We start from the raw sequence: 25,668 nt of genomic DNA on the forward strand, positions 1-25,668 counted from the left end.
TTCGCGTTAAATTTCTGCAAAAGTACTAATTTCGAGCGGAAAAAGAGTAAATTTGCATATTAATTTAGAACATAATTATGGTTTTATGTCTTGTATTTTAAGTATTGAAACGAGTACAAATGTGTGCTCAGTAGCTGTGAGTGAAGATGGTGTTTGCATCTTTGAGCTACAAGATCATAGTGGTCCTAACCACGCAGAACGCCTCGGCACCTTTGTTGATGAGGCTTTATCATTTGCTGATAGTCATGCTATTCCGTTGGATGCGGTAGCTGTGAGTTGTGGTCCTGGTTCTTATACAGGATTGCGTATAGGTGTGTCAATGGCAAAAGGCATTTGTTATGGTCATGATGTTAAGTTGATAGCTGTTCCTACACTCGAACTCTTAACGGTGCCAGTGTTGCTTCGCCATGAAGAGATGGAGGATAACGCATTGCTTGTTCCGATGCTTGATGCACGTAGAATGGAGGTTTATGCTCAGGTTTTCGATCGTGCTTTAACGGAAAAGAAGGCCTTAGAAGCTGTGGTGATCGATGAGAATAGCTATAAGGATTATCTTGACAAAGGGGCTGTTTATTTTTTTGGTAATGGTGCGGAGAAGTGTAAGGACGTGATCAAACACCCTAATGCACACTTTATTGAAGGTATAGAGCCTTTGGCAAAATATATGTTCCCACTTGCCGAAAAGCGCTTCTTAAACGATAAGTTTGAAGATGTAGCTTACTTTGTGCCAACTTATTTGAAGGACTTTGTAGCAAAAGCTGCCAAGCCTTTGTTGTAATAGCTTGTTAAACGAATATTTTTTCTTGAATAGAAAATAAAATATTCCCAAATTAAAAATATTTTTTCCCGAATGAATATAGAAGGATTAGACTATAATACCCAACGAGAGAAGTTAGTTTTGCCCCAGTATGGCAGAGAAATTCAGAGTATGATCGATTATGCTGTAACGCTTCCTACCAAGGAAGAGCGTCAGGCGTGTGCTGAGAGTATCGTAGCCATTATGGACAGAATGAACCCTCAAAATCGTGGTAATGAAGGTTATTTGCAGAAGCTTTGGGACCATTTGGCATTGATGTCTAATTTCAAACTAGACATTGATTACCCTTTTGATGTGGCGCAAGCCTTGTCCATTGCTAAGAAACCAGAGCCATTGTCTTATCCACAAACTGTTAATCCGATTAGGCATTATGGAAGTATTATCCATCAGTTATGCGAACAACTCCAAACGATGAAGCCTGGTGAGGAGCGTGATAGCTTGGTATGCTCGGTAGCAAACCAAATGAAACGCGACCTTGTACAGTGGGGACGTGGAGCTTGTGATGATGCTCGAGTGGCGTCAGATCTTGCTCGTCTTACCAATGGTGTTATCCAGTTAGATCTTGATAACTTCCGTTTCGAGAAAATAAATGAGAAAGATTTTATTCAAACAAGAAAAAAGAAGAGGTAAACGCTTATGGAGTCCTTTCTTATAGAAGGTGGTCATCAACTCAGTGGAACTATTATGCCTCAAGGTGCTAAGAATGAAGCTTTAGAGGTAATTAGTGCTATTATCCTTACCAAGGAAGAAGTGATAATGGAGAATGTGCCTAATATTCTTGATGTAAACAATCTTATTCAATTACTGAAAGATATAGGGGTGAAGGTAAAAAAACTAGCTCCAAACAAGTATTCTTTTCAGGCTGATGAGATCAATTTGGAATATTTGGAGAGTGCTGAGTTTGTAAAAAAGTGTGCTTCGCTTCGTGGAAGTGTGCTGATGTATGGGCCTTTATTAGGGCGTTTCGGACTTGCTACCATAGCCAAACCCGGTGGCGATAAGATTGGGCGTCGTCGTTTAGATACGCATTTTATTGGGTTTAAAAATCTTGGAGCACGTTTTATATACCTTGAAGATCGTGGCGTTTATGAGCTAAAAGCTGATAAGCTAGTAGGTACTTATATGCTGCTTGATGAGGCTTCAGTAACAGGTACTGCTAATATTATTATGGCTGCTGTTCTTGCAGAAGGTACTACAACTATTTATAATGCAGCTTGCGAGCCTTACATTCAGCAACTTTGTAAGATGCTTAACGGTATGGGGGCTAAGATTTCGGGTATTGCAAGCAACTTGCTCACCATAGAAGGAGTAAAGGAACTGCATGGTACGAGCCATAAAATTTTGCCAGATATGATCGAGGTAGGATCGTTTATCAGTATGGCTGCTATGGTGGGTGATGGAGTAAGAATAAAGGATGCTTCGGTGGAAAACCTTGGTATTATGCTTGATATATTCCGAAGACTAGGTGTGCAGGTTATGGTTGATGGTGATGATCTTTTCATTCCTCGTCAAGACCACTATGTTATCGATTCGTTCATAGATGGTTCTATCATGACCATTAGCGATGCTCCATGGCCTGGACTAAGTCCTGATCTTATTTCCGTATTGCTCGTTGTGGCTACGCAAGCTCAAGGAAGCGTACTTTTCCATCAAAAGATGTTTGAGAGTAGGCTCTTCTTTGTCGATAAACTTATTGATATGGGTGCTCAGATTATCTTGTGTGATCCGCATAGAGCAGTAGTAATAGGACACGATCATCAGCGTACTTTGAGAGCAGGGCGTATGTCGAGTCCTGATATTAGAGCGGGTATTGCCCTTTTGATAGCTGCCCTTTCAGCACCGGGAACAAGCCGTATTGACAATATTGCACAGATTGATCGGGGGTATGAAAACATAGAAGATCGTCTTAACGCCTTAGGTGCTAACATTAAACGTGTGATGAATAAATAAGTAAGAGCGGGTCGTCTGGAATGATAAAACAAGAAGAAGTATATAAGATAGGTCGTTTGGGTAAACCACATGGAGTGCATGGAGAGATTCAATTGCAGTTTAATGATGATGTTTTTGATACAGCCGATGCCGATTATCTTGTGTTGGAAGTGGAAGGAATACTCGTACCTTTCTTTATAGAGGAGTATCGTTTCCGCTCAGATGAGATTGCACTCATGAAGTTTGAGGATATTGATACGGAGGAGAAAGCACGCCAACTTACAGGTTGCTCGGTATTTTTCCCTCGTCATATAGTCGATGAAAGTTCGGAAAATCTTTCTTGGGCGCAAATAGTGGGTTATACCTTGTTGGATAATAACTCGAGAAAGGTTGTGGGAAAGATCTGTGGAGTGGACGATAGTACGGTGAATACGCTCTTTGAAGTGGAAGATACTGAAGGCGGAGAACTGCTTATTCCAGCTAATGACAAGCTCATAACAGCGGTAGATACAACGCAAAAAACAATAACATTGGTAATTCCTGACGGGTTATTAGAACTCTAAACGGTGTTGTAATAATTCGCCTTTTTGGTTAAAAGAAAAATCGTCTTTTAGGAGAAATATAGTATATGAAACAGCAAATATGTATCTTAGGCGCTACAGGAAGTATTGGTACACAAGCCTTAGAGGTAATAGAACAACACCCTGATCGCTATGAGGTATACGCACTAACGGCTAACAATCGTTGGGAAATGCTTGCAGAGCAAGCTCGTAAGTATCGTCCTGCAGCAGTGATAATAGCGAATGAAGAGCATTATGAAGCATTGTCTAAAACTTTAGAAGATGTTCCAGAAGTAAAGGTATATGCTGGGAAAAAGGCGTTGAATGAAATAGTAGCGTCGAGCGAAATCCACATGGTTCTTACGGCAATGGTGGGTTATTCGGGGTTAGAACCTACAATTCATGCAATCAAAGCGAGAAAGAAAATTTGTTTAGCCAATAAGGAAACACTTGTTGTTGCTGGTGAGTTGATTGTGAAATTAGCACAAGAATACCACGTGCCTATTCTCCCTGTGGATAGCGAACATAGTGCTATTTTCCAAAGTTTGGTGGGCGAAGGCGATAACGAGATTGAGAAAATTCTCCTCACTTGTTCTGGGGGACCTTTCCGATTGTTCAGTTATGAGCAGTTAAAGGCTGTAACGGCTGCCGATGCCCTCAAGCATCCTACATGGGATATGGGGGCTAAAATCACGATTGATTCGGCTTCTCTTATGAATAAAGGCTTTGAGGTGATTGAGGCAAAGTGGCTTTTTGGTGTACCAGCCGAGAAGATACAAGTGTTGGTTCATCCACAAAGCATTGTGCATAGTGCTGTCCAATTTGCCGATGGTGGTATAAAAGCACAACTCGGAGTGCCAGATATGCGCCTTCCAATACAGTATGCTTTCTCCTTTCCAGAGCGTCTTTACCTCAATGGGGATCGTTTAGATCCATTTGCAAAGCCGCTTGAATTTTTCGAGCCTGATGTGGAGAAGTTTAAATGTTTGGCAATGGCATACGAAGCAATTAGCAAGGGTGGCAATATGCCTTGTATCGTAAATGCAGCCAATGAAATCGTAAATGAGGGTTTCCGAAAGGGTAATTGCTCATTCTTAGGTATGGGCGAGATAATCGAAAAAACAATGCAACGTGTGGCTTTCGATGCGTATCCTGATTATGATGTTTATGTACAGACGGATGCTGAAGCACGAAAAGTGGCACGAGAATTGATGTTACGATAATTAATGAAACATAGAATAATAACAAACAAACAAGTAAATATTTAATGGAAGTATTTTTGATAAAAGCGCTTCAACTATTGTTGGCACTCTCTATCCTTGTGCTTCTCCACGAAGGTGGACACATGTTCTTCTCTAAACTCTTTGGTGTTCGTGTAGAGAAGTTTTATATGTTCTTCGATGTCTCTATCGGAAAGTGGAGTGGTAAACTATTTAAATTTAAGCCAAAGAATAGCGATACCGAGTATGGTATTGGTTGGTTGCCTTTCGGTGGCTACTGTAAGATCTCAGGAATGGTCGATGAAAGTATGGACACCGAGCAACTTAAACAGGATCCTCAGCCTTGGGAATTTCGCACGAAGCCAGCTTGGCAACGGTTGTTGATTATGTTAGGCGGTGTAATGGTGAATTTCTTCCTAGCACTTTTCATCTATACGATGATCATGTTTACATGGGGTGATACTTATTATAAGGTGTCAGACATGTCAATGGGTATGCGTTTTAATGAGCAAGCTAAGGCACTTGGATTTCGTGATAAGGATGTTTTGATTGGTACCAACACAGGAGCTTTCCGCGAATATGCCAATATGAATGGCGACTTTTTCCGCCAAATAGCAGAGGCTAAGCGTGTGGATATAATCCGAGATGGCAAGAAGCAAAGTATCAACTTGCCCGGAGACCTTGATATGTTATCAATGATTAAGGGACGTCCGCTCTTTGCAGAACCCTATATTCCTAGTCGTATTGACAGTGTGCAAGCAGGTTCTCCTGCGGCAAAAGCAGGCATTCATGCTAAGGATTTAATAGTTTCGTTCAACGGAAAGCCAATAAAGACATGGACAGATATGAATTATCAGACTACTGTCCTTAATGATGTTATGGCTGTAAAGAATACACATAAGGACTCTTTAGTACTAAGAACTGTTGAAGTAGTCGTGGCTCGTGGTGGTGTTGCTAAGCAGTTGGATACGCTAAAGCTAGTGTTAACGCCTGATCTTAAAATGGGAGTTTACCAAGCAAACATAGCTTCTTACTATAAGCCTACACACGAAACATACGGCTTTTTCGAGAGTATTCCTGCTGGTGTGAAGCATGGCTTGAAGATTTTAAAGGGTTATGTAGGCAACTTTAAGTACCTCGCTTCGGCTGATGGAGCAAAGAGTTTAGGTGGGTTTGGCTCTATTGGTAGTCTCTTCCCTTCTGTTTTCGATTGGTATTTGTTCTGGAACCTTACAGCATTCTTTAGCATTATCCTTGCTTTCATGAATATTTTACCCATTCCAGCCTTAGATGGTGGACACGTTGTATTCCTTCTTTATGAGATGATTACTCGCCGTAAACCTTCCGAAAAGTTTCTTATCTATGCCGAGTATATAGGCTTTGGTCTCCTTATTCTTCTTATGGTGTGGGCAAACTTAAATGATATTCTGCGTTGGATAGGGATCATGTAAGTATTGAAAGATATAAGTAAAAATAAGTGGTATTCACCTTTGAGGAGGCAGAATACCGCTTTTTCTTTTTTATGAAGGCACTTTCCTATTGCATAATAGAAATAATTATTGAGTGCAATAAGGTTATAAGGAAAGCACTGCCATGAGGTCTAAACTATAGTTGCATCTATGGTTAGCATAACAGTAGAGTAATATTTTAGGGGTATTTTATACGATAACAGGCTGAACTTCACATTGAAATTCAGCCTGTTATTATTTAATAATATTCAACTATTTACTTTACAGCTTCAGTATCCTTTGGAGCTTTACCGATCAAGTCCATGAATTGGTCAAGCTTAGGCGTGATGATAATCTGTGTACGGCGGTTACGTTGACGACCAAGCTCTGTGTTATTAGCTACAAGAGGATTGTATTCGCCACGACCACCAGCGGTGATACGCTTAGGATTTACACCGAAATGCTCCTGTAAGTACTTAGCCACAGAGGTAGCACGGAGGGCAGAAAGATCCCAGTTGTTACGAATGTTTGTCATCATCTTGTTAGCCGTATTGATAGGCACATTGTCAGTGTTACCTTCTATAAGCACATCATAGTCGTTATAATCGGAGATGATCTTTGCAATCTTGCTTAGTGTCTGTTCTGCACGATCGTTTATTTCGTAAGAACCACTCTTGTACAACATATTATCAGCCAAAGATATATATACTACACCCTTCAAAACTTGTACGTCCACTTCTTTCAATTCTTCTTTGCTCAACGAGCGTGTTAGATTGTTCTGAAGTGCCATATTAAGCGAGTCGCTCTTGCTCTTTACCTCTACCAAATGGCGAATATACTGATTGCTTTCGTTAATTTGATCAACAAGTTTAGAGATATTTATGTTGTTAGAATTTGCACTTGTCAAACTCTTATCAAGGCTACCTTGCAAAGCAGCAGCACTCTCTCTAGCCTGTGTTAGCTGATCTTCTAAACTCTTAATACGGGCATTGTTAGCAGCAATCGTCTCCTTTGCACTCTGATAATCGCTCATCAATTGGTTGTTTTGAGTGCGACAGCTCTCTAAGTCTTTCTTACTAGCACAACTAGAGAAGCCTAAAGTTGCTGCTAGAACGCATACTATAAAACTAGTTTTCTTCATAATAGTATTGATAATTAATTATTTGTTTATAATACAAAGTTATTATTATGAAGTAAGAAAGTATAAAAAGTAAAAAGGGTTTAGGTATTTTTAACCACTTTATAAGGTTGGTTTGTTTACATTTTGATTTTAAGATAATCTATTAACTAGTTTTTAAAAGTATTCAAAACTCGAAAATATCTTCTAAAATAGCATTGTATATTATCAATATATTCATTTGAAAATAGTATCTTTGCAAGATATTAACAACACCTAATTAAGACATTAAATAATGATCCATTTCTTCAGAACCCAGCAGAAGAATGTGATTGCTACAGAAGTCAATCACAAACTGTCTGACGCAGAAATCAAAGAACTTTGTTGGTTATATGGCGATGCTACATACCTAAACGAAGAAAACCTAAAGGGATACTTCGTAGGTCCTCGCCGAGAAATGGTTACTCCATGGAGTACAAATGCCGTTGAGATCACACAGAATATGGGTCTTAGCGGCATTTTGCGTATAGAGGAATACTATCCTGTGAGTAGCCTAGAAGCCGAACACGATGCTATGTTGCAGCGTATGTACGACGGTCTGAACCAAGATATTTTTTCAACATCGCTCACCCCACAGCCCATCCGTCGTGTGGAGGATCTTCAAAAATTCAATGAAGAAGAGGGATTGGCACTTTCAAAAGAAGAAATAGCTTACCTTGAGAATATTGAGAAGCAAAACGGTCGTCCATTAACCGACTCGGAGATTTTTGGCTTTGCACAGATCAATAGTGAACACTGTCGCCATAAGATTTTTGGTGGAGAATTTGTGATAGATGGTAAGGTAATGGAGAGCAGTTTGTTTTCTATGATTAAGAAAACAACGAAGGAAAATCCTGGAAAAATTCTTTCTGCTTATAAAGATAATGTAGCTTTTGCCGAAGGTCCTATCATCGAGCAGTTTGCCCCAAAGGATCAATCCACAGCCGATTACTTCCGTGTAAAACCTATTGAGAGCGTAATCTCTCTTAAAGCAGAGACTCATAACTTCCCTACGACCGTAGAACCTTTCAATGGAGCGGCTACTGGTACTGGTGGAGAAATTCGCGATCGTATGGGTGGAGGAGTAGGATCATGGCCTATTGCAGGTACTGCTGTTTATATGACCTCTTACCCACGTCTCAAGGAAGACGATGGTGCTACCCCTGCTTTGCGTACATGGGAATACTTGCTTCCTGTGCGTCAGTGGCTCTATCAAACACCTGAACAGATCTTGATTAAGGCTTCAAATGGTGCAAGCGACTTTGGAAATAAGTTTGGTCAACCACTGATTACGGGTTCTTTGCTTACCTTTGAGCATCAAGAGAATGGTGAAAAATACGCTTACGATAAAGTTATTATGCTTGCTGGTGGTGTGGGCTATGGCACTAAACGCGACTGTTTGAAGGGTACTCCACAGGCTGGTAATAAGGTTGTTGTTGTGGGTGGCGACAACTATCGCATTGGTTTGGGTGGCGGATCGGTATCGTCTGTTGATACAGGTCGTTACTCAAATGGTATCGAGCTAAACGCTGTTCAGCGTGCCAATCCAGAAATGCAGAAGCGTGCTTACAACTTGGTGCGTGCGCTTGTGGAGGAAGATCAAAATCCTGTTGTTAGTATCCACGATCACGGATCAGCAGGTCATCTTAACTGTTTGAGCGAGCTTGTAGAGGAATGTGGTGGAAAAATAGAAATGGGCAATTTGCCTATTGGCGATAAAACGTTGAGTGCTAAGGAAATCATTGCTAATGAAAGTCAGGAGCGTATGGGCTTGCTCATTGATGAGAAGCACCTTGCTCATGTGCAGAAAATAGCTGAACGCGAACGTGCTCCAATGTATGTTGTGGGCGAAACTACGGGCGATGCTCATTTTAGCTTTGAACAAACCGATGGTGTTAAACCATTCGACCTCGATGTAGCGCAGATGTTCGGACACTCTCCAAAGACGGTGATGACCGACGAAACCGTAGTGCGTACTTACGAAAATGCCACTTACGACACATCAAAAGCTAAGGAATATATCCAGCGTGTATTACAGATGGAGGCTGTAGCATGTAAGGATTGGCTCACCAATAAGGTCGATCGCTCGGTAACGGGTAAGGTGGCACGCCAGCAATGTCAGGGCGAAATCCAATTACCTTTGTCCGATTGTGGTGTTGTAGCCCTCGATTATCGTGGTAAGAGTGGTGTTGCCACGGCGCTAGGTCATGCCCCTCAAGCTGGTTTGGCTAGCCCGGAGGCAGGGTCAGTACTCTCTGTTGCTGAGTCGTTGACTAATATTGTTTGGGCGCCACTTGCCGATGGTATGGACTCTTTGAGCCTTTCTGCTAACTGGATGTGGCCCTGTCGCTCACAAAAGGGTGAGGATGCACGCTTGTATAGTGCTGTAAAAGCCTTATCCGACTTCTGTTGTGCTATCGGTATCAATGTGCCTACGGGTAAGGACTCGCTCTCTATGACACAACAATATCCTAATGGCGAGAAGATTATTGCTCCAGGAACAGTGATCGTAACTAGTGGTGGTGAGGTGTCGGATGTGAAGAAAGTAGTTTCTCCTGTTCTTGTCAATGATAAGAATACTCGCTTACTTCATATTGATTTTAGCTATGACGAACAGCGACTCGGTGGTTCAGCCTTTGCCCAAAGCTTGGGTAAGGTGGGTAGCGATGTGCCTACTGTAAAGGATGCGCAATACTTCTGCGATTGTTTTGAGGCTATTCAAGAGATGATTAGTCGTGGCTGGATCCTCGCTGGGCATGATATTTCTGCTGGTGGCTTGATTACCACTTTACTTGAAATGACATTCGCTAATACGAGGGGTGGACTAAAGATCAACCTTCATGATATGCAGGGCAATGATGTAATAAAGAAGCTCTTTGCTGAAAACCCTGGTGTTGTTATCCAAATTAACGAAGCTGATTATGACAACGTAAAGACTTATTTGGAAGATAATAACATAGGTTTCGCACGTATTGGACGACCAGTGGAAGAGGGGAGAGTGCTTACATTAGCCGATGGCAACTTCTCGCTTGACCTTAATATCGACGAGATGCGCGAGTCATGGTATAAAACTTCCTATTTGCTCGACCGTAAGCAGAGCTTTAATGGTATGGCAAAGAAGCGCTTCACCAACTATAAGAAGCAACCATTGGAGATGAAATTCAATGATGATTTTAAGGGAACTTTGGCACAATATGGCTTGAATGCTGATCGTTGGAAGGAAGAAACACCTGTTCATCATGCTAAACGTCCTACAGCAGCAATTATTCGTGAGAAAGGTACCAATGGCGAACGCGAAATGGCTTATAGCTTGTATTTAGCTGGCTTTGATGTGAAAGACGTTATGATGACCGATCTTATCAGTGGTCGTGAAACCTTGGAAGAGGTCAACTTCATTGTTTTCTGCGGTGGTTTCTCTAACTCTGATGTGCTTGGATCGGCAAAAGGCTGGGCTGGTGCCTTCCTCTATAACGAAAAAGCGAAGAAGGCTTTAGATGCGTTCTATGCACGTAAGGACACCCTTTCGCTCGGTATTTGCAATGGTTGTCAGCTTATGGTAGAGCTCAACTTGATCAACCCAGAACATCCTCATCGCACACATTTGTGCCATAACGCAAGTAAGAAGTTTGAGAGTGGCTTTATTAGTTTGGCTATTCCAGAAAACAATAGTGTGATGTTTGGCTCGTTGAGTGGTAATAAGCTTGGTATTTGGGTGGCTCACGGTGAGGGTCGTTTCTATATGCCTGAGACGGAGGATAAGTATAACGTTGTAGCTAAATACAACTATGCAGCATATCCAGCCAATCCTAACGGATCGGATTATAACGTGGCAGGTATATGCTCGGCAGATGGTCGTCATTTAGCTATGATGCCTCACTTGGAACGTGCTATCTTCCCATGGCAGTTGGGTTGGTATCCTCGTGAGCGTAGAAACGATGAAGTAACCCCATGGATTGAAGCTTTTGTGAACGCTCGCCGTTGGGTGGAAAAGCTATTATAAGAACTTAATAATAAGACGTGTTAGGCAGAGATAACTTTGTTTGGCACGTCTTTTTTTGCCTATGATAGAGGGAAAATATATACAAACGGGAATGGGGATTTTGTTTGCTGCCACCTTCTTTTATTACTTTAAAGATTTAACGGTTGTTAGCGCTATGCTGCATGGCTTGCGTCCTGCCTTGGTAGCACTCTTAGCTTCATGGACGATAATGGCTTGTTATAAGTCGAATATAATTTTGTTTGCCTATAGCAAGTGGGTGCGCCCTACTGTTGTTGGTGTGCTTGCAGTTATTACTATAATGCTCTTCAATGCCTCAAACTTCCCTTCTCTCTCGCTTTATCCTTGGTTCTTCTGGGTGAGTATTTTTATTTTTAGCTTTGCATTGGTAGGTTACTTGCTGCTGAAAATTAGTGTTCTTCGCATCGTAGGCTTTGCAGCTTTGGCAGGAATGGTGTTGTTGTATTAAAGTAAACATTATGCGTCGTACGTTTAGTATTATTGAAGATGTGCTTTGTGTCCTTTATATTGTTGGGATGATAGTACACTATTTCTTTTTAAAGGATAATCCATTGATCGAGACACTAACTTTAGTTTTTTTGATCTTATTTGTTGTTTCTGTCTTTGTACATTTCTTTGCTATTCTCAAGGAGGAGCATTTCTCTATAAGGAGAGTTCTCAAAAAAAATAAATTCGCATTGTTAATAGCGAGTATTCCCTTATCTTTTATTTTGCTGCTAATCATCACTGTGTTAATCATTTCGCTGTTTTCGTAACGCTGTAGATGTCTTTTCAAGTGGTAAACGATGCCCAATGATGTGATAAAAGGGCGTATTTGGCGTGGAAAAATAATTTATTTTTATGCTGTTTTTAATTTATTTCTGTTCAAAAAATAAATTAAAAATATTTTCAAAACATGACCTTTTGCCACTTCAAAGATGATGTTTTGCTATTTTAAAGGTTATCTATTAGCGGATAGAGGGTATATAGTCTAAATGAAGATCCTTTCTCTTTCTGTAGGAATTGCATATAAATGTTTTTTTTACTATTCTTTGGTAATATAATCTTTTTCTCTACCTTTGCAGTATTATTTTTTTATTTAAAAACTTTTTTAGCTATTATGAAAAGAATACTTTATGTATTTGCGATTGCCTTTGTGGCTGTATTATCTTTAGGCTTTGTAAGCTGTAGTAATAACGATGGTCCTGATGCGCCACCTACGGCAGAAACTTCCATCGTTGGTACTTGGAAAGCTACAATAGCTAATGAGGGTGTAGATCCTCAAGTAGTCTATTTCCGTTTTATAAAAGAAGGTACTTTAATCGGGGCATATAAAGATGGATCTGATCCTATTGAAGTAAGTAAAGGTACATGGAAGATAGAAAAAGACAGGCTGTTAATGCGCTATAAGGCAGAAGGTCGTGATGAAGAGGAGAACCTTAATGCTAAAATAGTAGAGCTAAAGAAGGATCTTCTCACAGTAAGTTTTTATGATGAGGAAGAAAAGAGAGAGACTGTTATGAAGTTTAATCGTGTAACTGATGCGGATATGGATGCCTTTATTGCAAAGGATAAGAAAAATTAAAAGACAATATATATAACGAAGAAGGGTGCAACTATTCAAAGTTGCACCCTTTTTTTTATATGGGTTTGTGATCCATTTAGTTGTTTACTTCACAATATCAGTAGAGTCTAGCATGTGAGTAGGGTCTAGGATTGCATCAAGTTTCTCCTTTGTTAGGAGCTTGTGTTCTAATACTAAATCGTAAACCGAACCACCAATCTCAAGTGCTTCCTTAGCAATCTTTGTAGAGTTCTTGTAGCCTATGTATGGATTTAAAGCGGTAACGATACCGATAGAATGTTTCACCATATCTAGTGTGCGCTCTTGATTAACAGTGATACCATCAATACATAGTTCGCGGAGCGTATCCATAGCGTTAGGCAACCATGTAAGGTCTTCCATCAAACATTCGGTAATGATAGGTTCCATAACGTTCAACTGTAGCTGACCAGCTTCTGCTGCGATCATTATAGTGGTGTCGTTACCGATAACCTTAAAGCATGTTTGGTTAGTAACCTCTGGGATTACAGGATTAACCTTACCCGGCATAATAGAAGAACCCGGTGCCATTGCAGGAAGGTTGATCTCATTGAAACCACAGCGAGGGCCTGAAGCCAGCAAACGAAGGTCGTTACAAATCTTAGAAAGCTTCACTGCCAAACGCTTCAAAGCAGAGCTATAGCTTACGTATGCACCCGTGTCAGGAGTAGCTTCGATAAGGTTATGACCTGCAACAAAGTTTTCGCCAGTAGCTTTTGAAAGGTAGTCGGCACAAATCTTTGGGAAGCCAGGAGCAGCGTTGAGTCCTGTACCAATGGCAGTGCCACCCATATTGATCTCTAGCAATAAATCGACATTGCGCTGCAAGTTAGCGATTTCTTCCTCTAAGTTATCAGCGAAGGCGTTGAACTCCTGACCTGCTGTCATAGGCACAGCATCTTGAAGCTGTGTGCGTCCCATCTTGATAACGCTCTTAAACTCTTCACCCTTTTTGCGGAAAGACTCAATTAAAAGGCTTAAAGACTTAACCAAGTTCTTGTTCATACGGATGAATGCGTAGCGAATAGCAGTAGGGTAGACATCGTTGGTAGACTGTCCACAGTTAGCATCATCGTTAGGAGAACAGTGCTTGTAATCAGCCTTTTCATAGCCCATGATTTCCAAAGCACGGTTAGCGATAACCTCGTTGGCATTCATGTTAACAGAAGTACCAGCACCACCTTGTACCATATCGGTAACAAAGTTTTCGTGATGCTTACCAGCAATGATTTCCTTACAAGCTTCGATCATAGCATTACCAACCTTCTCGTCGATCTGTCCGAGCTGGATGTTGGTTTGTGCGGCTGCCATCTTAACGTATGCAATAGCAATTACATACTCAGGGTAAGCACACATACGCTTGCGCGAAATGTGATAATTGTTTACTGCACGCTGTGTCTGTACACCATAAAGTACGTCAGCAGGTACTTGCAACTCACCTAAAAGGTCGCTTTCAATGCGAAACTTTTGTTCGCCATTGTTTGTAATGTTTGCCATAATTTTTTTGATTTACATCTCCCAAGAATTAGTTGGGACGATAAAATTAACTATAATGTATTATTAGATGTTTTATTAATAAGCCTTGATGCGGTACATGAAACCTAGTTCGATGCGGTTCGTGTTGTAGTTCTTCAAACCAGAAAGTTCGCTGTAGTTCACCTTATGACCGATGTAAGCTAGGTATAAACGGAAGTCTTGGCTCTTTACAGGGTAGTATTCTACACTAGTAATCCAGCTAAAGTGTTTGCGGTAGTTCTTATATTTTTCTACCTTAGAAACGCTAGCAGTTTCGTACATACCCTTTGCCATGAAGTTCCATTGTGGAGCAAATTGCCAGTTTACCTTAGTGATAAATGAATCGTAATGTACATCGCTTAGGAAATGATTTTCTGGTAAGAGTGCAGGATCGGCTGCTTGAATTTCTGATGAGGCTATACGCAAACGGTCAAGCCCTGCATATTCGTTCATATAGTCGAAATACCATTGTACCTTTGGTAAGTTGAGTTGCTGTCCTAATGACATCATACGACTGTACTTGTGTTTTGCTTGTGTGAGCAATCCCCATGCCCAGCGGGTGCGGAGCTTATCACCTAGGAAGCTACCATTCCAGTTTGCGATGTAAGTTAAACCGTTCTTTGTTGGTTCAAGGTCGCGAACACTCTTACCTGTGCCTTCTACAGACTGAGCGTTTGGAGCATAGTAGTCGGCAAACTTATCGTTATCGGTATTGGTAACCATTAATATTAATTCCTGAGTAGGGATAGGCTTGATACTAGCAGCTACACCCATGTGGTAGTTGTCCATATTGCCCACCATATCAGAAAACTCGTGGTTTTCGTCAAATTCAAAACCACCCCAGTACTGGCACATTTTACCAGCTTCTAGTTTAAACTTGTCAGAAAACTTATATCCCACCATCATAATGTCGGTAGCTTTAGCAAAGTTGTCATTGCCACGTCCTGCTTGCGACTTATTCAAACGATGGCGTAAACGATAGTAAAGTTTATCGGTTAGATTACCTTTTATTTCGAGGCGGAGCTGCTTATTAGCAAAGCGTGTACCCCAATCTTTATTGGCATCTTGCTCTGCATTGAAAGCACCAGACCAGTTGAGGTAAACATTAAACATATCGTTATGCTTCTGAAGTTTTGCAACTTCTTCTGCTAACGATTTAAATTGATTATCGCTAGCACCGTAGCTATGGTTATCTTGCGCACTTACACTTAAAGAAGCACCTAAAAGGAGAGTGCCTAATATAATATGTTTCATAAAAAAATGGTAAAAGGTTGGTTTTTAATTAGATTATGCTCACTTGATAAAAGACGATCAAGTGAGCATAAAGAGATTAATATTCGTTGAAATATTGTTGGATCTTTTGCCAATCGCGAGTCTTAGTTAATGCAAGCATCAATAAGATACGAGCTTTTTGTGGGTTAAGATTTAGAGAAGCAACAAAGTGATACTTTGCATCGTCAACCTCACCATTCAAGTTTGTAGGACCAAAAGGAACACGGCTAGCACGTACCACAACGATACCATTTTTAACAGCTTGTTCTGCCAAAGGCTGAACATCCTTGTAGAAGTTACCATCACCTACGCCTGCATTTACAATACCATCAAACTTAGCATCGACGAATGCCTTAAATGGAAGCGCAGAAGTATTAGCATATCCGTATGTAATACCTACTTGTGGAAGCTTATCCAAATTGTCTACATTAAATTCAGAGGTAAGACCTTGCTTAGCTACAGGAGTGTGCAAGAAATATGGCTTGCCATTGTAAACATAACCCATTTCACCGTAGATACCGCCCTTGAAAGTAGCGCAGTCGGTGGTGTGGGTCTTTACCAAAGCTTTAGCTTCGAATAGCTCGTTGTTCATACATGCCATTACGCCATGTCCCTTAGAAGAAGGGTCTACAAGGGTACATACACCATTGTAAAGGTTGGCTGGACCATCAGCACTGATAGCTGTTGAAGGACGCATTGAACCTACAAGAACTACAGGTTTGTCTGAGTGAACGGTCAAAGAAAGGAAGTAAGCTGTTTCTTCCATTGTATCGGTTCCGTGAGTAACCAATACGCCATCGTAGCCTTCTTTGTTCAATAGTTGATTAATACGCTTTGCAAGCTTTAGCCATACTTCATCGTTCATGTCTTGGCTACCGATATTAACCAATTGCTCACCGCTAACTTCAGCGATGTCCTTAATCTGTGGAACGGCATCAATCAAAGTTTGAATGCCTACTTGTCCTGCACCATAAGCAGAGCTAGTAGCTGATGCAGATACACCTGCGATAGTACCACCCGTAGCAATAATACGAATCTTTGGCTTCTGTGCGAAAGCGATGGTTGACATTACCAATGCCATAACCATGAGGAAAGAAATTTTAAAAGTTCTCATAAGTTTTAATTTATTTATGTTGCTATGATAGATTTGTTTAAACGCAAGGTTCCTATATGTGTAGAAATTGGATCATTAGTAGTCCCAAAGCTATTGAAACAATGGTCGTGATAAAGCCCGGAATTTGGAAGCTATGATTGATAACATACTTGCCAACGTGGGTAGAGCCAGTACGGTCGAAACCGATGGCTGCAACTTCGGTAGGGTAGTTTGGTAGGAAGAAATAACCATTTACTGCAGGGAAAATGGCTACGAGTAGTAGGGGATTGATACCTAGCGCAATACCAACGGGGTAAAGCGTGGTAACGGTAGCTCCTTGTGAGAAGAGCATTATGCTCATTACAAAGAGTGCTAGAGCAAAAAGAATAGGGGCTGATGCTACCATACCTGATAAGCCATTGTTGATGAGTTCTTGATTTCCTAGGTAGAAAGTGCTACCCATCCAAGCAATACCAAAAATGGCTATAACAGCATTCAGACCTGCTTTAAAAATGTTTCCATTCACGGCTTTAGCTACATCTGCCTTGCCAGCGAAGAGGATCAAAGCAGCATCCGACATCATAACCATTTCGATGGTCTGACTCATTGTAACGCCTTCAGGGCGCAAGCTTGGTGCGAAACCAAATAAAACTACTATTGCTACACCAAGAAGGAAAGCAAAGACAGAGTATTTTGCACGTGGATTAGGATCGGTTTCTGCTATTTCTAGTGCTTTTTTGTCTTCTTCAGGATTGATAATTCCTACAGCTATGCGTCGTTTATATTCAGGGTCTGCTTCAAGATTTTTACCGATATGGTTCTGAACGAAAGCGGCAACTAAGATAGAAATAAAAGCTGTAGGTACACAAACGAGCATCACTGTGCCTAGCTCTACACCTTTAGCACCTAGTAGGTTTTGGCTGATTAGTGCACCTGTAGCAGCACTAACAGGGCTACAAGTGATACCCAATGAAGCTGCAATAACGCTCAAACTTAATGGACGTTCAGGGCGAATCTTTTTGGCTTGAGCTATTTCAGAGATAATGGGAAGTAGCGAATATGATGTGTGTGCAGTGCCTGCAACTACGCAAAAGAGCCAGCATGTGATGGGACCAAAGTAGGTAATGTTCTCTGGGTGCTTCTTTAAGAATTTGGCTGCCACACCTACTAAATAATCTAAACCACCCGAAGCTTGCAGTGCTGAAGCTGCAGTAATTACTGCAACGATAATCATCATTACATCAATAGGTGGGTCACCAGGTTTTAAACCAAATCCATAAACTAGAATGAATACGCCTATCATTCCATAAATTCCAAGTCCTAAGCCTCCTATTCGTGCGCCAATAAAAATCATAGCAAGCACGATGAGTAGCTCTATAAGTAATAAAGTCATATATGTTGTATTATTTAATAATGCACCTTATTAGAGTATTGATAGTGCAAATGTACCCAAATAATCATCACCGCACACGTTTTTTGCATATCTTTTTATCGAGCATTAACATTGTTTTGCTATTTAGGAGGGTTTGTTTTAATAAAAAAATATGCAAAAATCGACTATTTTGCTTTCATAAAGAAATGTATATTTGTGGTTTGGTAGCTTTTTTATTATTTTTATTGACAATATGATAGTAATGTGTGGAACGATAAAGGAGAATGCTTTCTTTTTGTTTGAAAATACTAGCTTTCGTTTTGAAAGTGAAAGCCCTCGTTCAAAAGTTAGTGTTTTTCCTCTATTTTTGTTCGCATCAAGTATTGGATCAATCGGTATTCAAATAGTTTTTTTGAGTATAGATATATGTTGAAAAAATAAATTATTCCTAAAAGGTAGATTTAAGTTCAGAAATAATAAGTAATTTTGCGGTATGTCAAGTAAGAAACTATTGTGTATATTAATGTGTGTGATGATGTTTTCTTCATCTGCTCTAGCACAAAATCATATTAATCCAGAGGATAGGGTAGTGGATATGGACTCTCCTACCTTTGTCCCTATGGTGCATATAGGTAAGGTAAAGTTGGGAGGGGATAGCATACAATACGTAAGAACAAGCAATGTTTATGTATTTCCGCCTATAGAATTTAAGGATGATAAACAAAGGATGGCATACAATCGTTTGGTGTATAATATCAAGAAGACCTTGCCTATAGCCAAAGAGTGTAATCAGATGATCCTCGAAACGGGTGCTTATTTAGAGACTATTCCAAATAAAAAGGAACGTGAAGCTCATATAAAAAGGGTGGAAAAAGAGATTTGGGAGACCTATAAACCTCGTATGAAGAAACTTACTTTTACGCAAGGAAAGCTATTGATTAAGTTGATAGATCGTGAGTGTCATTCCACTTCTTACGATCTTGTGAAAGCTTTTCTTGGTCCTGTTCGTGCTGGTTTTTATCAAATTTTTGCTTGGAGCTTTGGTAGTAGTTTGAAGAAACGTTATGATCCTAAAGGGGCAGATCGTTTGGTTGAACGCATAGTTTTGCAGGTAGAGGCGGGGCAACTATAGGCTTTTGAATATGCTTTATAATGCTTTTACCACTTTTGCCATACGTCGTAAACCTTCAAGCATTGTGGCACGTGGGGTGGCTATGTTGATGCGAAGATAGCCTTCACCAAAGTCTTTACTATATAAGGTACCACTATTGATAAATACATGCCCTTCGGCTAAGAGCCTTTTTGCAAGTATTTTTGATTTAATACCTAAACGCTTAATATCTACCCATACAAGATAAGTTCCTTCTAGCTTCAATACTTCTAGTTGAGGCATTTCTGTTTTGAAGAAGTCTTTTAGGGCAAGATAGTTGTTATTAAGGTAGATATTCAGTTCATCAAGCCAATCCTCACTCTCGTTATAAGCTGCTTCTAAGGCTATAGGTCCAAATGGGTTGACATCGCAAATCTCGAAGATATTCACAACACGGTTTACTCTTCTTCGCCATGTTGGGTTCTTACAGATAATGTTAGCAATCTGAAGTCCAGCAATATTGAAATTCTTTGTAGGCGAGTTGAGCGTAATACTATTGTTTTGGCAAGCTTCATTAACGGCAGCAAATGGTGTGAAAGTATAGTCGGGCATAATGAGTTCACAATGTATCTCATCGCTAATGACTATGACATTATGGCGCAAACAAATATCATTGATCTTGGCTAGTTCATCTTTTGTCCACACACGCCCACTAGGATTATGAGGGTTGCATAGTAAGAAGAGTGTTGTTTTCTCATCAGAACACTTTGCTTCAAAGTCACCCCAGTCCATTACATAACTATCACCTTCTCGCTTTAGCGGAGCTTCTACAACTTCACATCCTTGGTTTTTGATGCTAGAGAAGAAACAATTGTAAGCAGGACTCTGTATCAACACCTTTTCTCCAGGCATTGCTAATGCATGGATTACAGCACTAATAGCAGGCACAACACCAGTGGTATAGATAATCCAATCGTTTTCTATCTGCCATTGATGCCGACGGCTAAACCAGCTTATGATAGCTTCGTAATAGCTATTGGTAACAATGGTATAGCCAAAAACTCCGTGCTTTACGCGCTCTTCTAGTGCTTTTTGTATTGCAGGAGCCGCAAGGAAATCCATATCAGCTACCCACATTGGAATAATATCATTGCCATCGGTCTCGTCCCATTTCACTGAATTTGTGCCACGGCGTGTAATTTGTTGGTCGAAGTTATACATTTTCTTGTGCATTAAGGGTTATATGCTGAAAAGCAAAAGTAATTAAAGAGGTAATAGCCAAGTGCTTAAAGCCTTCAAGTATTTATCGAAGTGTGATCATTGCTTGCTTTCCTTTGGCAAACTCATCATAGGTTACTTTACCTACATTGTGAGCAGCAATGCGTCCTGAAATAGGGTTCTTTATTTCGGTAATAGCCCCAACAATATCGGCATTGATGTTTTTAGAATCTTCAAAACAACGATCGCATGCAGCATCAAAGGTGCAATCGTCGAGGATAATGCCGTCCATATAGCAGAGTGGTTGTTCTCCACTGATATGACAACGTACTAGTTTCACATTCTTACTATGCCAGCCAAGGTATTCTCCATTGAGTTCAGAGTCGTAGATAACAACATTATCACACTCCCAAAACGCATCTTTAGTGTCGATTTTAGCATTGTGAACTTCTACATTATCACAATATTGGAATACATATTTAGCATCAGAAACCAAGCCATCTACATAGATATTTTTTGAAAACATAAAGGGATAAGTACCCTCATGTAAAACTACGTTCTTTAGTTTTAAGCCGTCTACCTTCCAAAATGTTTCATCAGCATCGTTGATTTTTACATTCTCTAGTTCAAGGTTCTTCATTTCGCGGAAGAACTTTGGACCATCAATAACGCAATCTTTCATCATCATGTCGTTAGAATACCAAATAGCAGACCGTGATCCTTCTGCAAAATAGCAGTTTGTGATAAGGCTCTTATCTACATGCCACCAAGGATATTTACCATAAAACTTAGAGTTGTCGCACGCTAAGTTCTCGCAACACTTGATGCCCGACTCTCCATCAATAATCTCTATATTCTCAAGGCGTGTATCCTTAATCCCAAAGAGAGGACGCTCGCCTCCTAGCTTTTTATCTTTTATCAGTTTCATCGTTAGTTCTTTATTTCTTCCTTTTATTCGTAGGAGATATTATCTATTGAAAAATTACAAATACAATGCCAAAGTCTTTTTCGATATACTTTGTCTTTTGTGTTGCAAAGGTATAATTATCTAAGGAAGATTTATTGTAAATTCTACAAAAACTTCTTTTTTTTATTGTTTTAGTAGAAAGTAATGACATAATACACCCTTACTCCAAACTTTATCCTTAATTTTGTAGACTAAAAATAATAGCGTAATGACATCTATAAAAAACAAAGGTATTATCAAGCGAAATCCTATCTTCCTTATTGTGGATAGGTTTTTAAAAGTTTATATTATCATAGGATTCCTTCTTCGAGTAATATTAATGCTAACAGCCCCAGCCGATGCTTCTTTTTCATTTGTGGAAGTGTTACGCTGTATCGGATTAGGTATACTTTCCGATATTGGTACAGGCTTCCTTCTTTCTATTCCTCTTTTTATGCTTTATCCTACGCTTAATGAGGTGAAATATAATAAGGTAATAGGCATTTGTCTTGAGGTGTTGCTTGCCATAAGTCTTGCTTATAGCTTTTGGGGAAAGAGTATCTTTTATGAATATGGTGGAGGAGCTCCAAGGGTGGCACAAATACTTTTGGGGTGGAAGTTTTTTAGCTTTACAATGCGTTTCCTGATCCCTAAACTTCGCATACCTTGGCGTCGTTGTTCGCTTTATTTTGCATGGGCTCTGTATATAGGCTTGTTGCTTTTTGTATCCATTGGCGAGTATCTTTTCTGGGATGAGTTTGGTGTACGATACAATTTTATAGCTGTAGATTACCTTGTCTATACCCACGAGGTAATAGGTAATATTATGGAGTCATACGCTATTACCCCTATGATCATAGCTATTGTGGTACTTACCGTTGGTATTATCTGGATACAATCGCGTAAACGTCGTTTCAAGTTAGAGAAGCTTTATGATCTTAAATACTTTGGTATTCACACTATGATCTTTGTCGTTTCAGCCTTGATAGGATGGGGTATATTGTCATTAGTCGATCCTATTACCGCAAAAAATCAGTATGTTGATCAAGTGGAACGTAATGGAGCCAACTGTTTTGTACGTGCTTTTATAAATAATACGCTAGCGTATAATAAGTTTTATGCTATGCTTTCTGAAACGGAAGTAAAGCATAACTATTATAAGTTAGCAGGCTTGAATGCTCAAGGCGAAAAGACCTTAGCAAGTGGTAGTAATCCGCAAAAGAAGAATATTGTGCTTATTACGGTAGAAAGTCTTAGTGCAGAGTTCTTTGCTCGTTATGGAAACACGCAAGGCATCACTCCAAACCTTGATAAATTGATGAAGGAAGGAATGGTTTTCGATAGCTTATTTGCGAATGGGAACCGTACTGTACGTGGATTGGAAGCCCTTTCTTTATGTATTCCACCAAGTGCTGGAGAAAGTATTATCAAGCAGAAACAAAACCGAATGGGCAATCTTTCTGTGGGAGCGCAGTTGAAGAAGCAAGGTTATACCGTGCAGTACCTCTATGGAGGTGATAGCTATTTTGATAATATGGGCGATTTCTTCTCGCATAATGGTTATGAAGTCATCGACCGTAATAGTATTGATCCTTCAAAGATTACTTTTGCAAACATCTGGGGAGTATGCGATGGTGATATGTTCGCAAAGAGCCTTGAAGTATTCGATAAAAATGCAGCTAAGGGCAAACCTTTCTTTGCTCAGATTATGACCACGAGCAACCACCGCCCTTATACTTACCCAGAGGGCAAGATAAAGTTTGATAGCGACCCACATTGTCGTGAGGCCGCAGTGAAATATACCGACTATGCTATTGGTAAATTCATTGCTGATGCAACAAAGAAGGCATGGTTTAAGAATACCATCTTTGTTGTTATTGCCGACCACTGTGCTTCTAGTGCTGGTAGTACCTCCTTACCTATAGATAAGTATCACATTCCTTGTGTGGTTTATGCTCCTAGCTTTGTACAACCTAAAGTGGTATCAACGCTCTGTTCCCAGATAGATATTATGCCTACCATTCTTTCAATGTTACAACTTCCAATAAAGGTACAGTTTGCGGGTCAGAATATTTTCTCACCTTCTTATAAGCCACGTGCTTTTATGGCTACTTATCAAGATCTTGGCTATTTAGAGAATAATACACTTACGGTATTATCTCCAGTAAGCAAGATACAGCAGTATGCTGTGAAGTATCATAAAGGAGCTGAGGCAGAGGAAATTCTCTTGCCACGACAAAACCCAGCACTCGTTAAGAAAGCACAAACCTATTATCAGTTTGTAAATCTCTATCTGAAGCGACATTAAAGAAGTATGCTGAAAGTCTTTCAAATACGCAATATAAACGTTTAACTTATGGAGCCTATTATTTGCTTTCTTGATCATTATGATAAAATGTCCATGCTCTGTCTCAACTTTGATGGTGGAGTAGTGATGGATACTATTTGGGCAATCTTTTCTTTACCCAAAATATGGCTCCTTATAGCGTTAATGTTTATCTTTGGTTTGATACGCCATCGTGTGCCAGTGCTAGCGATACTAATTGTTACAGTTTTTTTAGCAGCAGCAATCGGTTTGTCCGACTTTATCGCCTCTGGCATTATTAAGCCCTATTGTGAGCGTTTGCGCCCGTCCCATTGTGTTGCCATTTGCGGAATGTTACATTATGTTGATGGCTATCGTGGAGGTCAATTGGGCTTTGTCTCAAGTCATGCAGCCACCTCTTTTAGCGCGTTTACTTTTGTGAGCTTATTATATCGTCGTAAGAAAGTTACTTATCCACTACTTCTTTTCACCATTTTTATCTGCTATTCTCGCATTTATCTTGGAGTTCATTATCCTGGTGATATTCTTGGGGGTGTACTAGTAGGCGCAACTGTGGGTACCACTTCCTACTATGGGCTAGTGTTTACACATCGCAGAATAAATAGCTTACCTAGTTATTCCCTTGTAGCACAAACGAGTAATTACCTCTTTTACTCGCTTTTAGTAACCTTCTCTTTCCCTATTTTGATGGGAATAACTCATTTCTAATTTAAACAGTATTCGTTATCATATAACGAAAAGGTGTAATTCACATAGAGCGAATTACACCTTTTTATTTTCCTCAAAGCCGCATCTCTTCTTCCTCTATACGGATAGAGATGCGAGCAAAAACCTTATCTTACAAGTTTGGGTTCATTTCTTTCCACTGGTCAACAGCAGGAACGATACCTAACTCTATGATTTCTTCGCGCATCTTGCACAAATGCTCGTAAGAAGCTTCAAGAGCAGCTAGCTCCTCAGGAGTACCTGTAGGCTCTGCAAAGTGAACACCAGTCTTGTCGATAGTTGTAGGCATAGCCATCATAACATTCTTGAACTTCTCGTTGTTAACATAGCAACCAGCAGGCAATGTGAACTTATCGCCACCCATAGCAGCTTGGATCATCTTAACAGCGCAGTAAGCTGGGCTCTGGAACGAGCTACGACCACGAAGCTTAATGATATTAGAGCCACCCTGTGTAGTGCGGAGCTTAATAGCAGCCCACTTCTCTTCAGAAAGACCCATTTCAGACAATGGCTTGCCATCAATGCTAACCTTAGAAGCAAAAACAGCCATCTGCTCACCGTGACCGCCGTATGTGTGAGCACCAACAACCTTATCTTGCTGAACACCAAACTCGTCTGCTAGAGCCTGCTGAAGACGTGTAGAGTCAAGTGCTGCAAGTGATGTCAACTGGTTTGGCTTCAAACCTGAGTGAATCAATGTTGTAAGCGCAGTAACATCAGCAGGATTGAAGATAACAACAACGTGTTCAACGTTAGGGCAATACTTCTTGATGTTATCACCGAAATCGGCTGCGATTTGGCAGTTACCCTTCAAAAGATCTTCACGTGTCATACCATCTTTACGTGGAGCACCACCTGAAGAAATGATATACTTAGCATCTGTGAAAGCCTTTTCAGGATCTGTTGTGTAGCATAGGTTAGCACCTTCAAAGGCACATTGACATATTTCATCGTAAACACCATGTACACCTGGCTCGTAAATGTCGTAAAGACATACATTAGGAGTTAGACCTAGAGTGAGTACACTCTGAACCATGTTTGAGCCGATCATACCACCAGCACCTACGATAACAAGTTTGTCGTTAGTTAAATAATTCATACGTCGTTTATATTATAAGTTTGTATTTATTATCTTGGATAACTTTCCCACAAAAGTAATAAAAAAAAAGAAGAAGCACAAAAGATATAGGCTTTTACTATGTGTTATTTTATGTAAAACATACAAGGTTGATAAGTGGGGTTTGCAATTTCATAAGGAAACGTTTTATTTCTGTTTTGATAGAATAAGCTACATCTTTTTAAAATAACCCATTGGCGAAATTAAGCCAGTGTATACTTGACTCTTTCAATGGGTTTATTATTAATGTGATTTAAATATTG

At 40.1% G+C, this 25,668-nt stretch carries 20 protein-coding genes; 12 read left to right on the forward strand and 8 right to left on the reverse strand.

Going from position 1 to position 25,668, the window contains the following annotated elements; genetic code table 11:
* The first annotated feature begins 85 nt into the window (after positions 1–85).
* From tsaB to rseP, 6 genes are all read left to right on the forward strand, one after another.
* Positions 86–778 (forward strand): tRNA (adenosine(37)-N6)-threonylcarbamoyltransferase complex dimerization subunit type 1 TsaB, encoded by a 693-nt coding sequence (tsaB, locus tag PREBIDRAFT_RS06730; RefSeq protein ID WP_004339548.1) that lies wholly within the window; start codon positions 86–88, stop codon positions 776–778.
* A gap of 72 nt (positions 779–850) precedes the next feature.
* Entirely contained in the window at positions 851–1,447 is a 597-nt protein-coding gene (locus tag PREBIDRAFT_RS06735; RefSeq protein WP_004335889.1) for a DUF4290 domain-containing protein, read from the forward strand.
* Positions 1,448–1,453: 6 nt separating this feature from the next.
* Positions 1,454–2,767 carry a UDP-N-acetylglucosamine 1-carboxyvinyltransferase gene (gene murA, locus PREBIDRAFT_RS06740; RefSeq protein WP_004335888.1) on the forward strand — a complete coding sequence of 438 codons (1,314 nt, stop codon included), beginning with the start codon at positions 1,454–1,456 and terminating at the stop codon, positions 2,765–2,767.
* Positions 2,768–2,787: 20 nt separating this feature from the next.
* Positions 2,788–3,309 (forward strand): ribosome maturation factor RimM, encoded by a 522-nt coding sequence (gene rimM / locus PREBIDRAFT_RS06745; RefSeq protein ID WP_004335887.1) that lies wholly within the window; start codon positions 2,788–2,790, stop codon positions 3,307–3,309.
* Between the two features lie 65 nt (positions 3,310–3,374).
* Complete coding sequence (locus PREBIDRAFT_RS06750; protein ID WP_004335886.1) at positions 3,375–4,529, forward strand: 1-deoxy-D-xylulose-5-phosphate reductoisomerase; 1,155 nt, start codon at positions 3,375–3,377, stop codon at positions 4,527–4,529.
* Positions 4,530–4,573: 44 nt separating this feature from the next.
* A complete protein-coding gene (gene rseP, locus PREBIDRAFT_RS06755) occupies positions 4,574–5,977 on the forward strand; it encodes an RIP metalloprotease RseP (RefSeq protein WP_004335885.1) in 1,404 nt (467 codons plus the stop codon).
* A 274-nt stretch (positions 5,978–6,251) separates the two neighbouring features.
* On the opposite strand, the gene PREBIDRAFT_RS06760 is transcribed toward rseP, so the two are convergent.
* Positions 6,252–7,115, reverse strand: coding sequence for an OmpA family protein (locus PREBIDRAFT_RS06760; RefSeq protein ID WP_004335884.1), 864 nt, complete (start codon positions 7,113–7,115; stop codon positions 6,252–6,254).
* A 271-nt stretch (positions 7,116–7,386) separates the two neighbouring features.
* Here PREBIDRAFT_RS06760 and purL point away from each other — a divergent pair, with 271 nt between their 5' ends.
* The 3 genes from purL to PREBIDRAFT_RS06780 all read left to right on the forward strand — a co-directional run bounded on the left by purL (position 7,387) and on the right by PREBIDRAFT_RS06780 (position 12,712).
* Positions 7,387–11,130 (forward strand): phosphoribosylformylglycinamidine synthase, encoded by a 3,744-nt coding sequence (purL, locus tag PREBIDRAFT_RS06765; RefSeq protein ID WP_004335883.1) that lies wholly within the window; start codon positions 7,387–7,389, stop codon positions 11,128–11,130.
* A 61-nt stretch (positions 11,131–11,191) separates the two neighbouring features.
* A complete protein-coding gene (locus PREBIDRAFT_RS10795) occupies positions 11,192–11,596 on the forward strand; it encodes a hypothetical protein (protein ID WP_050772581.1) in 405 nt (134 codons plus the stop codon).
* 651 nt (positions 11,597–12,247) lie between these two features.
* Positions 12,248–12,712: a lipocalin-like domain-containing protein gene (locus PREBIDRAFT_RS06780; RefSeq protein ID WP_004339552.1), complete on the forward strand. Its 465-nt coding sequence runs from the start codon at positions 12,248–12,250 to the stop codon at positions 12,710–12,712.
* 84 nt (positions 12,713–12,796) lie between these two features.
* On the opposite strand, the gene PREBIDRAFT_RS06785 is transcribed toward PREBIDRAFT_RS06780, so the two are convergent.
* The 4 genes from PREBIDRAFT_RS06785 to PREBIDRAFT_RS06800 all read right to left on the reverse strand — a co-directional run bounded on the left by PREBIDRAFT_RS06785 (position 12,797) and on the right by PREBIDRAFT_RS06800 (position 18,003).
* Positions 12,797–14,227 carry an aspartate ammonia-lyase gene (locus tag PREBIDRAFT_RS06785; protein WP_004335880.1) on the reverse strand — a complete coding sequence of 477 codons (1,431 nt, stop codon included), beginning with the start codon at positions 14,225–14,227 and terminating at the stop codon, positions 12,797–12,799.
* Between the two features lie 75 nt (positions 14,228–14,302).
* Positions 14,303–15,499, reverse strand: a complete 1,197-nt coding sequence (locus tag PREBIDRAFT_RS06790; protein WP_004339553.1) for a porin — start codon at positions 15,497–15,499, stop codon at positions 14,303–14,305.
* 76 nt (positions 15,500–15,575) lie between these two features.
* A complete protein-coding gene (ansB, locus tag PREBIDRAFT_RS06795; protein WP_004335878.1) occupies positions 15,576–16,631 on the reverse strand; it encodes an L-asparaginase 2 in 1,056 nt (351 codons plus the stop codon).
* A 52-nt stretch (positions 16,632–16,683) separates the two neighbouring features.
* Positions 16,684–18,003, reverse strand: coding sequence for an anaerobic C4-dicarboxylate transporter family protein (locus PREBIDRAFT_RS06800; RefSeq protein WP_004335877.1), 1,320 nt, complete (start codon positions 18,001–18,003; stop codon positions 16,684–16,686).
* A 472-nt stretch (positions 18,004–18,475) separates the two neighbouring features.
* Here PREBIDRAFT_RS06800 and PREBIDRAFT_RS06805 point away from each other — a divergent pair, with 472 nt between their 5' ends.
* Complete coding sequence (locus PREBIDRAFT_RS06805; RefSeq protein ID WP_004339554.1) at positions 18,476–19,114, forward strand: DUF4294 domain-containing protein; 639 nt, start codon at positions 18,476–18,478, stop codon at positions 19,112–19,114.
* A 15-nt stretch (positions 19,115–19,129) separates the two neighbouring features.
* Here the strand turns inward: PREBIDRAFT_RS06805 and PREBIDRAFT_RS06810 are convergent, their stop codons facing one another.
* Together PREBIDRAFT_RS06810 and PREBIDRAFT_RS06815 are read right to left on the reverse strand one after the other, a co-directional pair.
* Positions 19,130–20,293 carry a MalY/PatB family protein gene (locus tag PREBIDRAFT_RS06810; RefSeq protein WP_004335875.1) on the reverse strand — a complete coding sequence of 388 codons (1,164 nt, stop codon included), beginning with the start codon at positions 20,291–20,293 and terminating at the stop codon, positions 19,130–19,132.
* A gap of 82 nt (positions 20,294–20,375) precedes the next feature.
* A complete protein-coding gene (locus tag PREBIDRAFT_RS06815) occupies positions 20,376–21,218 on the reverse strand; it encodes a DUF3737 family protein (RefSeq protein WP_004335874.1) in 843 nt (280 codons plus the stop codon).
* A gap of 247 nt (positions 21,219–21,465) precedes the next feature.
* Between PREBIDRAFT_RS06815 and PREBIDRAFT_RS06820 the strand changes: the two genes are divergently transcribed.
* Both PREBIDRAFT_RS06820 and PREBIDRAFT_RS06825 read left to right on the forward strand, forming a co-directional pair.
* Positions 21,466–23,544, forward strand: coding sequence for an LTA synthase family protein (locus PREBIDRAFT_RS06820; protein WP_004335872.1), 2,079 nt, complete (start codon positions 21,466–21,468; stop codon positions 23,542–23,544).
* A gap of 48 nt (positions 23,545–23,592) precedes the next feature.
* Positions 23,593–24,270: a phosphatase PAP2 family protein gene (locus PREBIDRAFT_RS06825; RefSeq protein ID WP_004335871.1), complete on the forward strand. Its 678-nt coding sequence runs from the start codon at positions 23,593–23,595 to the stop codon at positions 24,268–24,270.
* A gap of 130 nt (positions 24,271–24,400) precedes the next feature.
* Here PREBIDRAFT_RS06825 and PREBIDRAFT_RS06830 read toward each other — a convergent pair whose 3' ends face one another.
* Positions 24,401–25,387 carry a malate dehydrogenase gene (locus PREBIDRAFT_RS06830; RefSeq protein ID WP_004335870.1) on the reverse strand — a complete coding sequence of 329 codons (987 nt, stop codon included), beginning with the start codon at positions 25,385–25,387 and terminating at the stop codon, positions 24,401–24,403.
* Positions 25,388–25,668: the final 281 nt, after the last annotated feature.

It is taken from the genome of Prevotella bivia DSM 20514 (assembly GCF_000262545.1).
Lineage (GTDB): Bacteria > Bacteroidota > Bacteroidia > Bacteroidales > Bacteroidaceae > Prevotella > Prevotella bivia.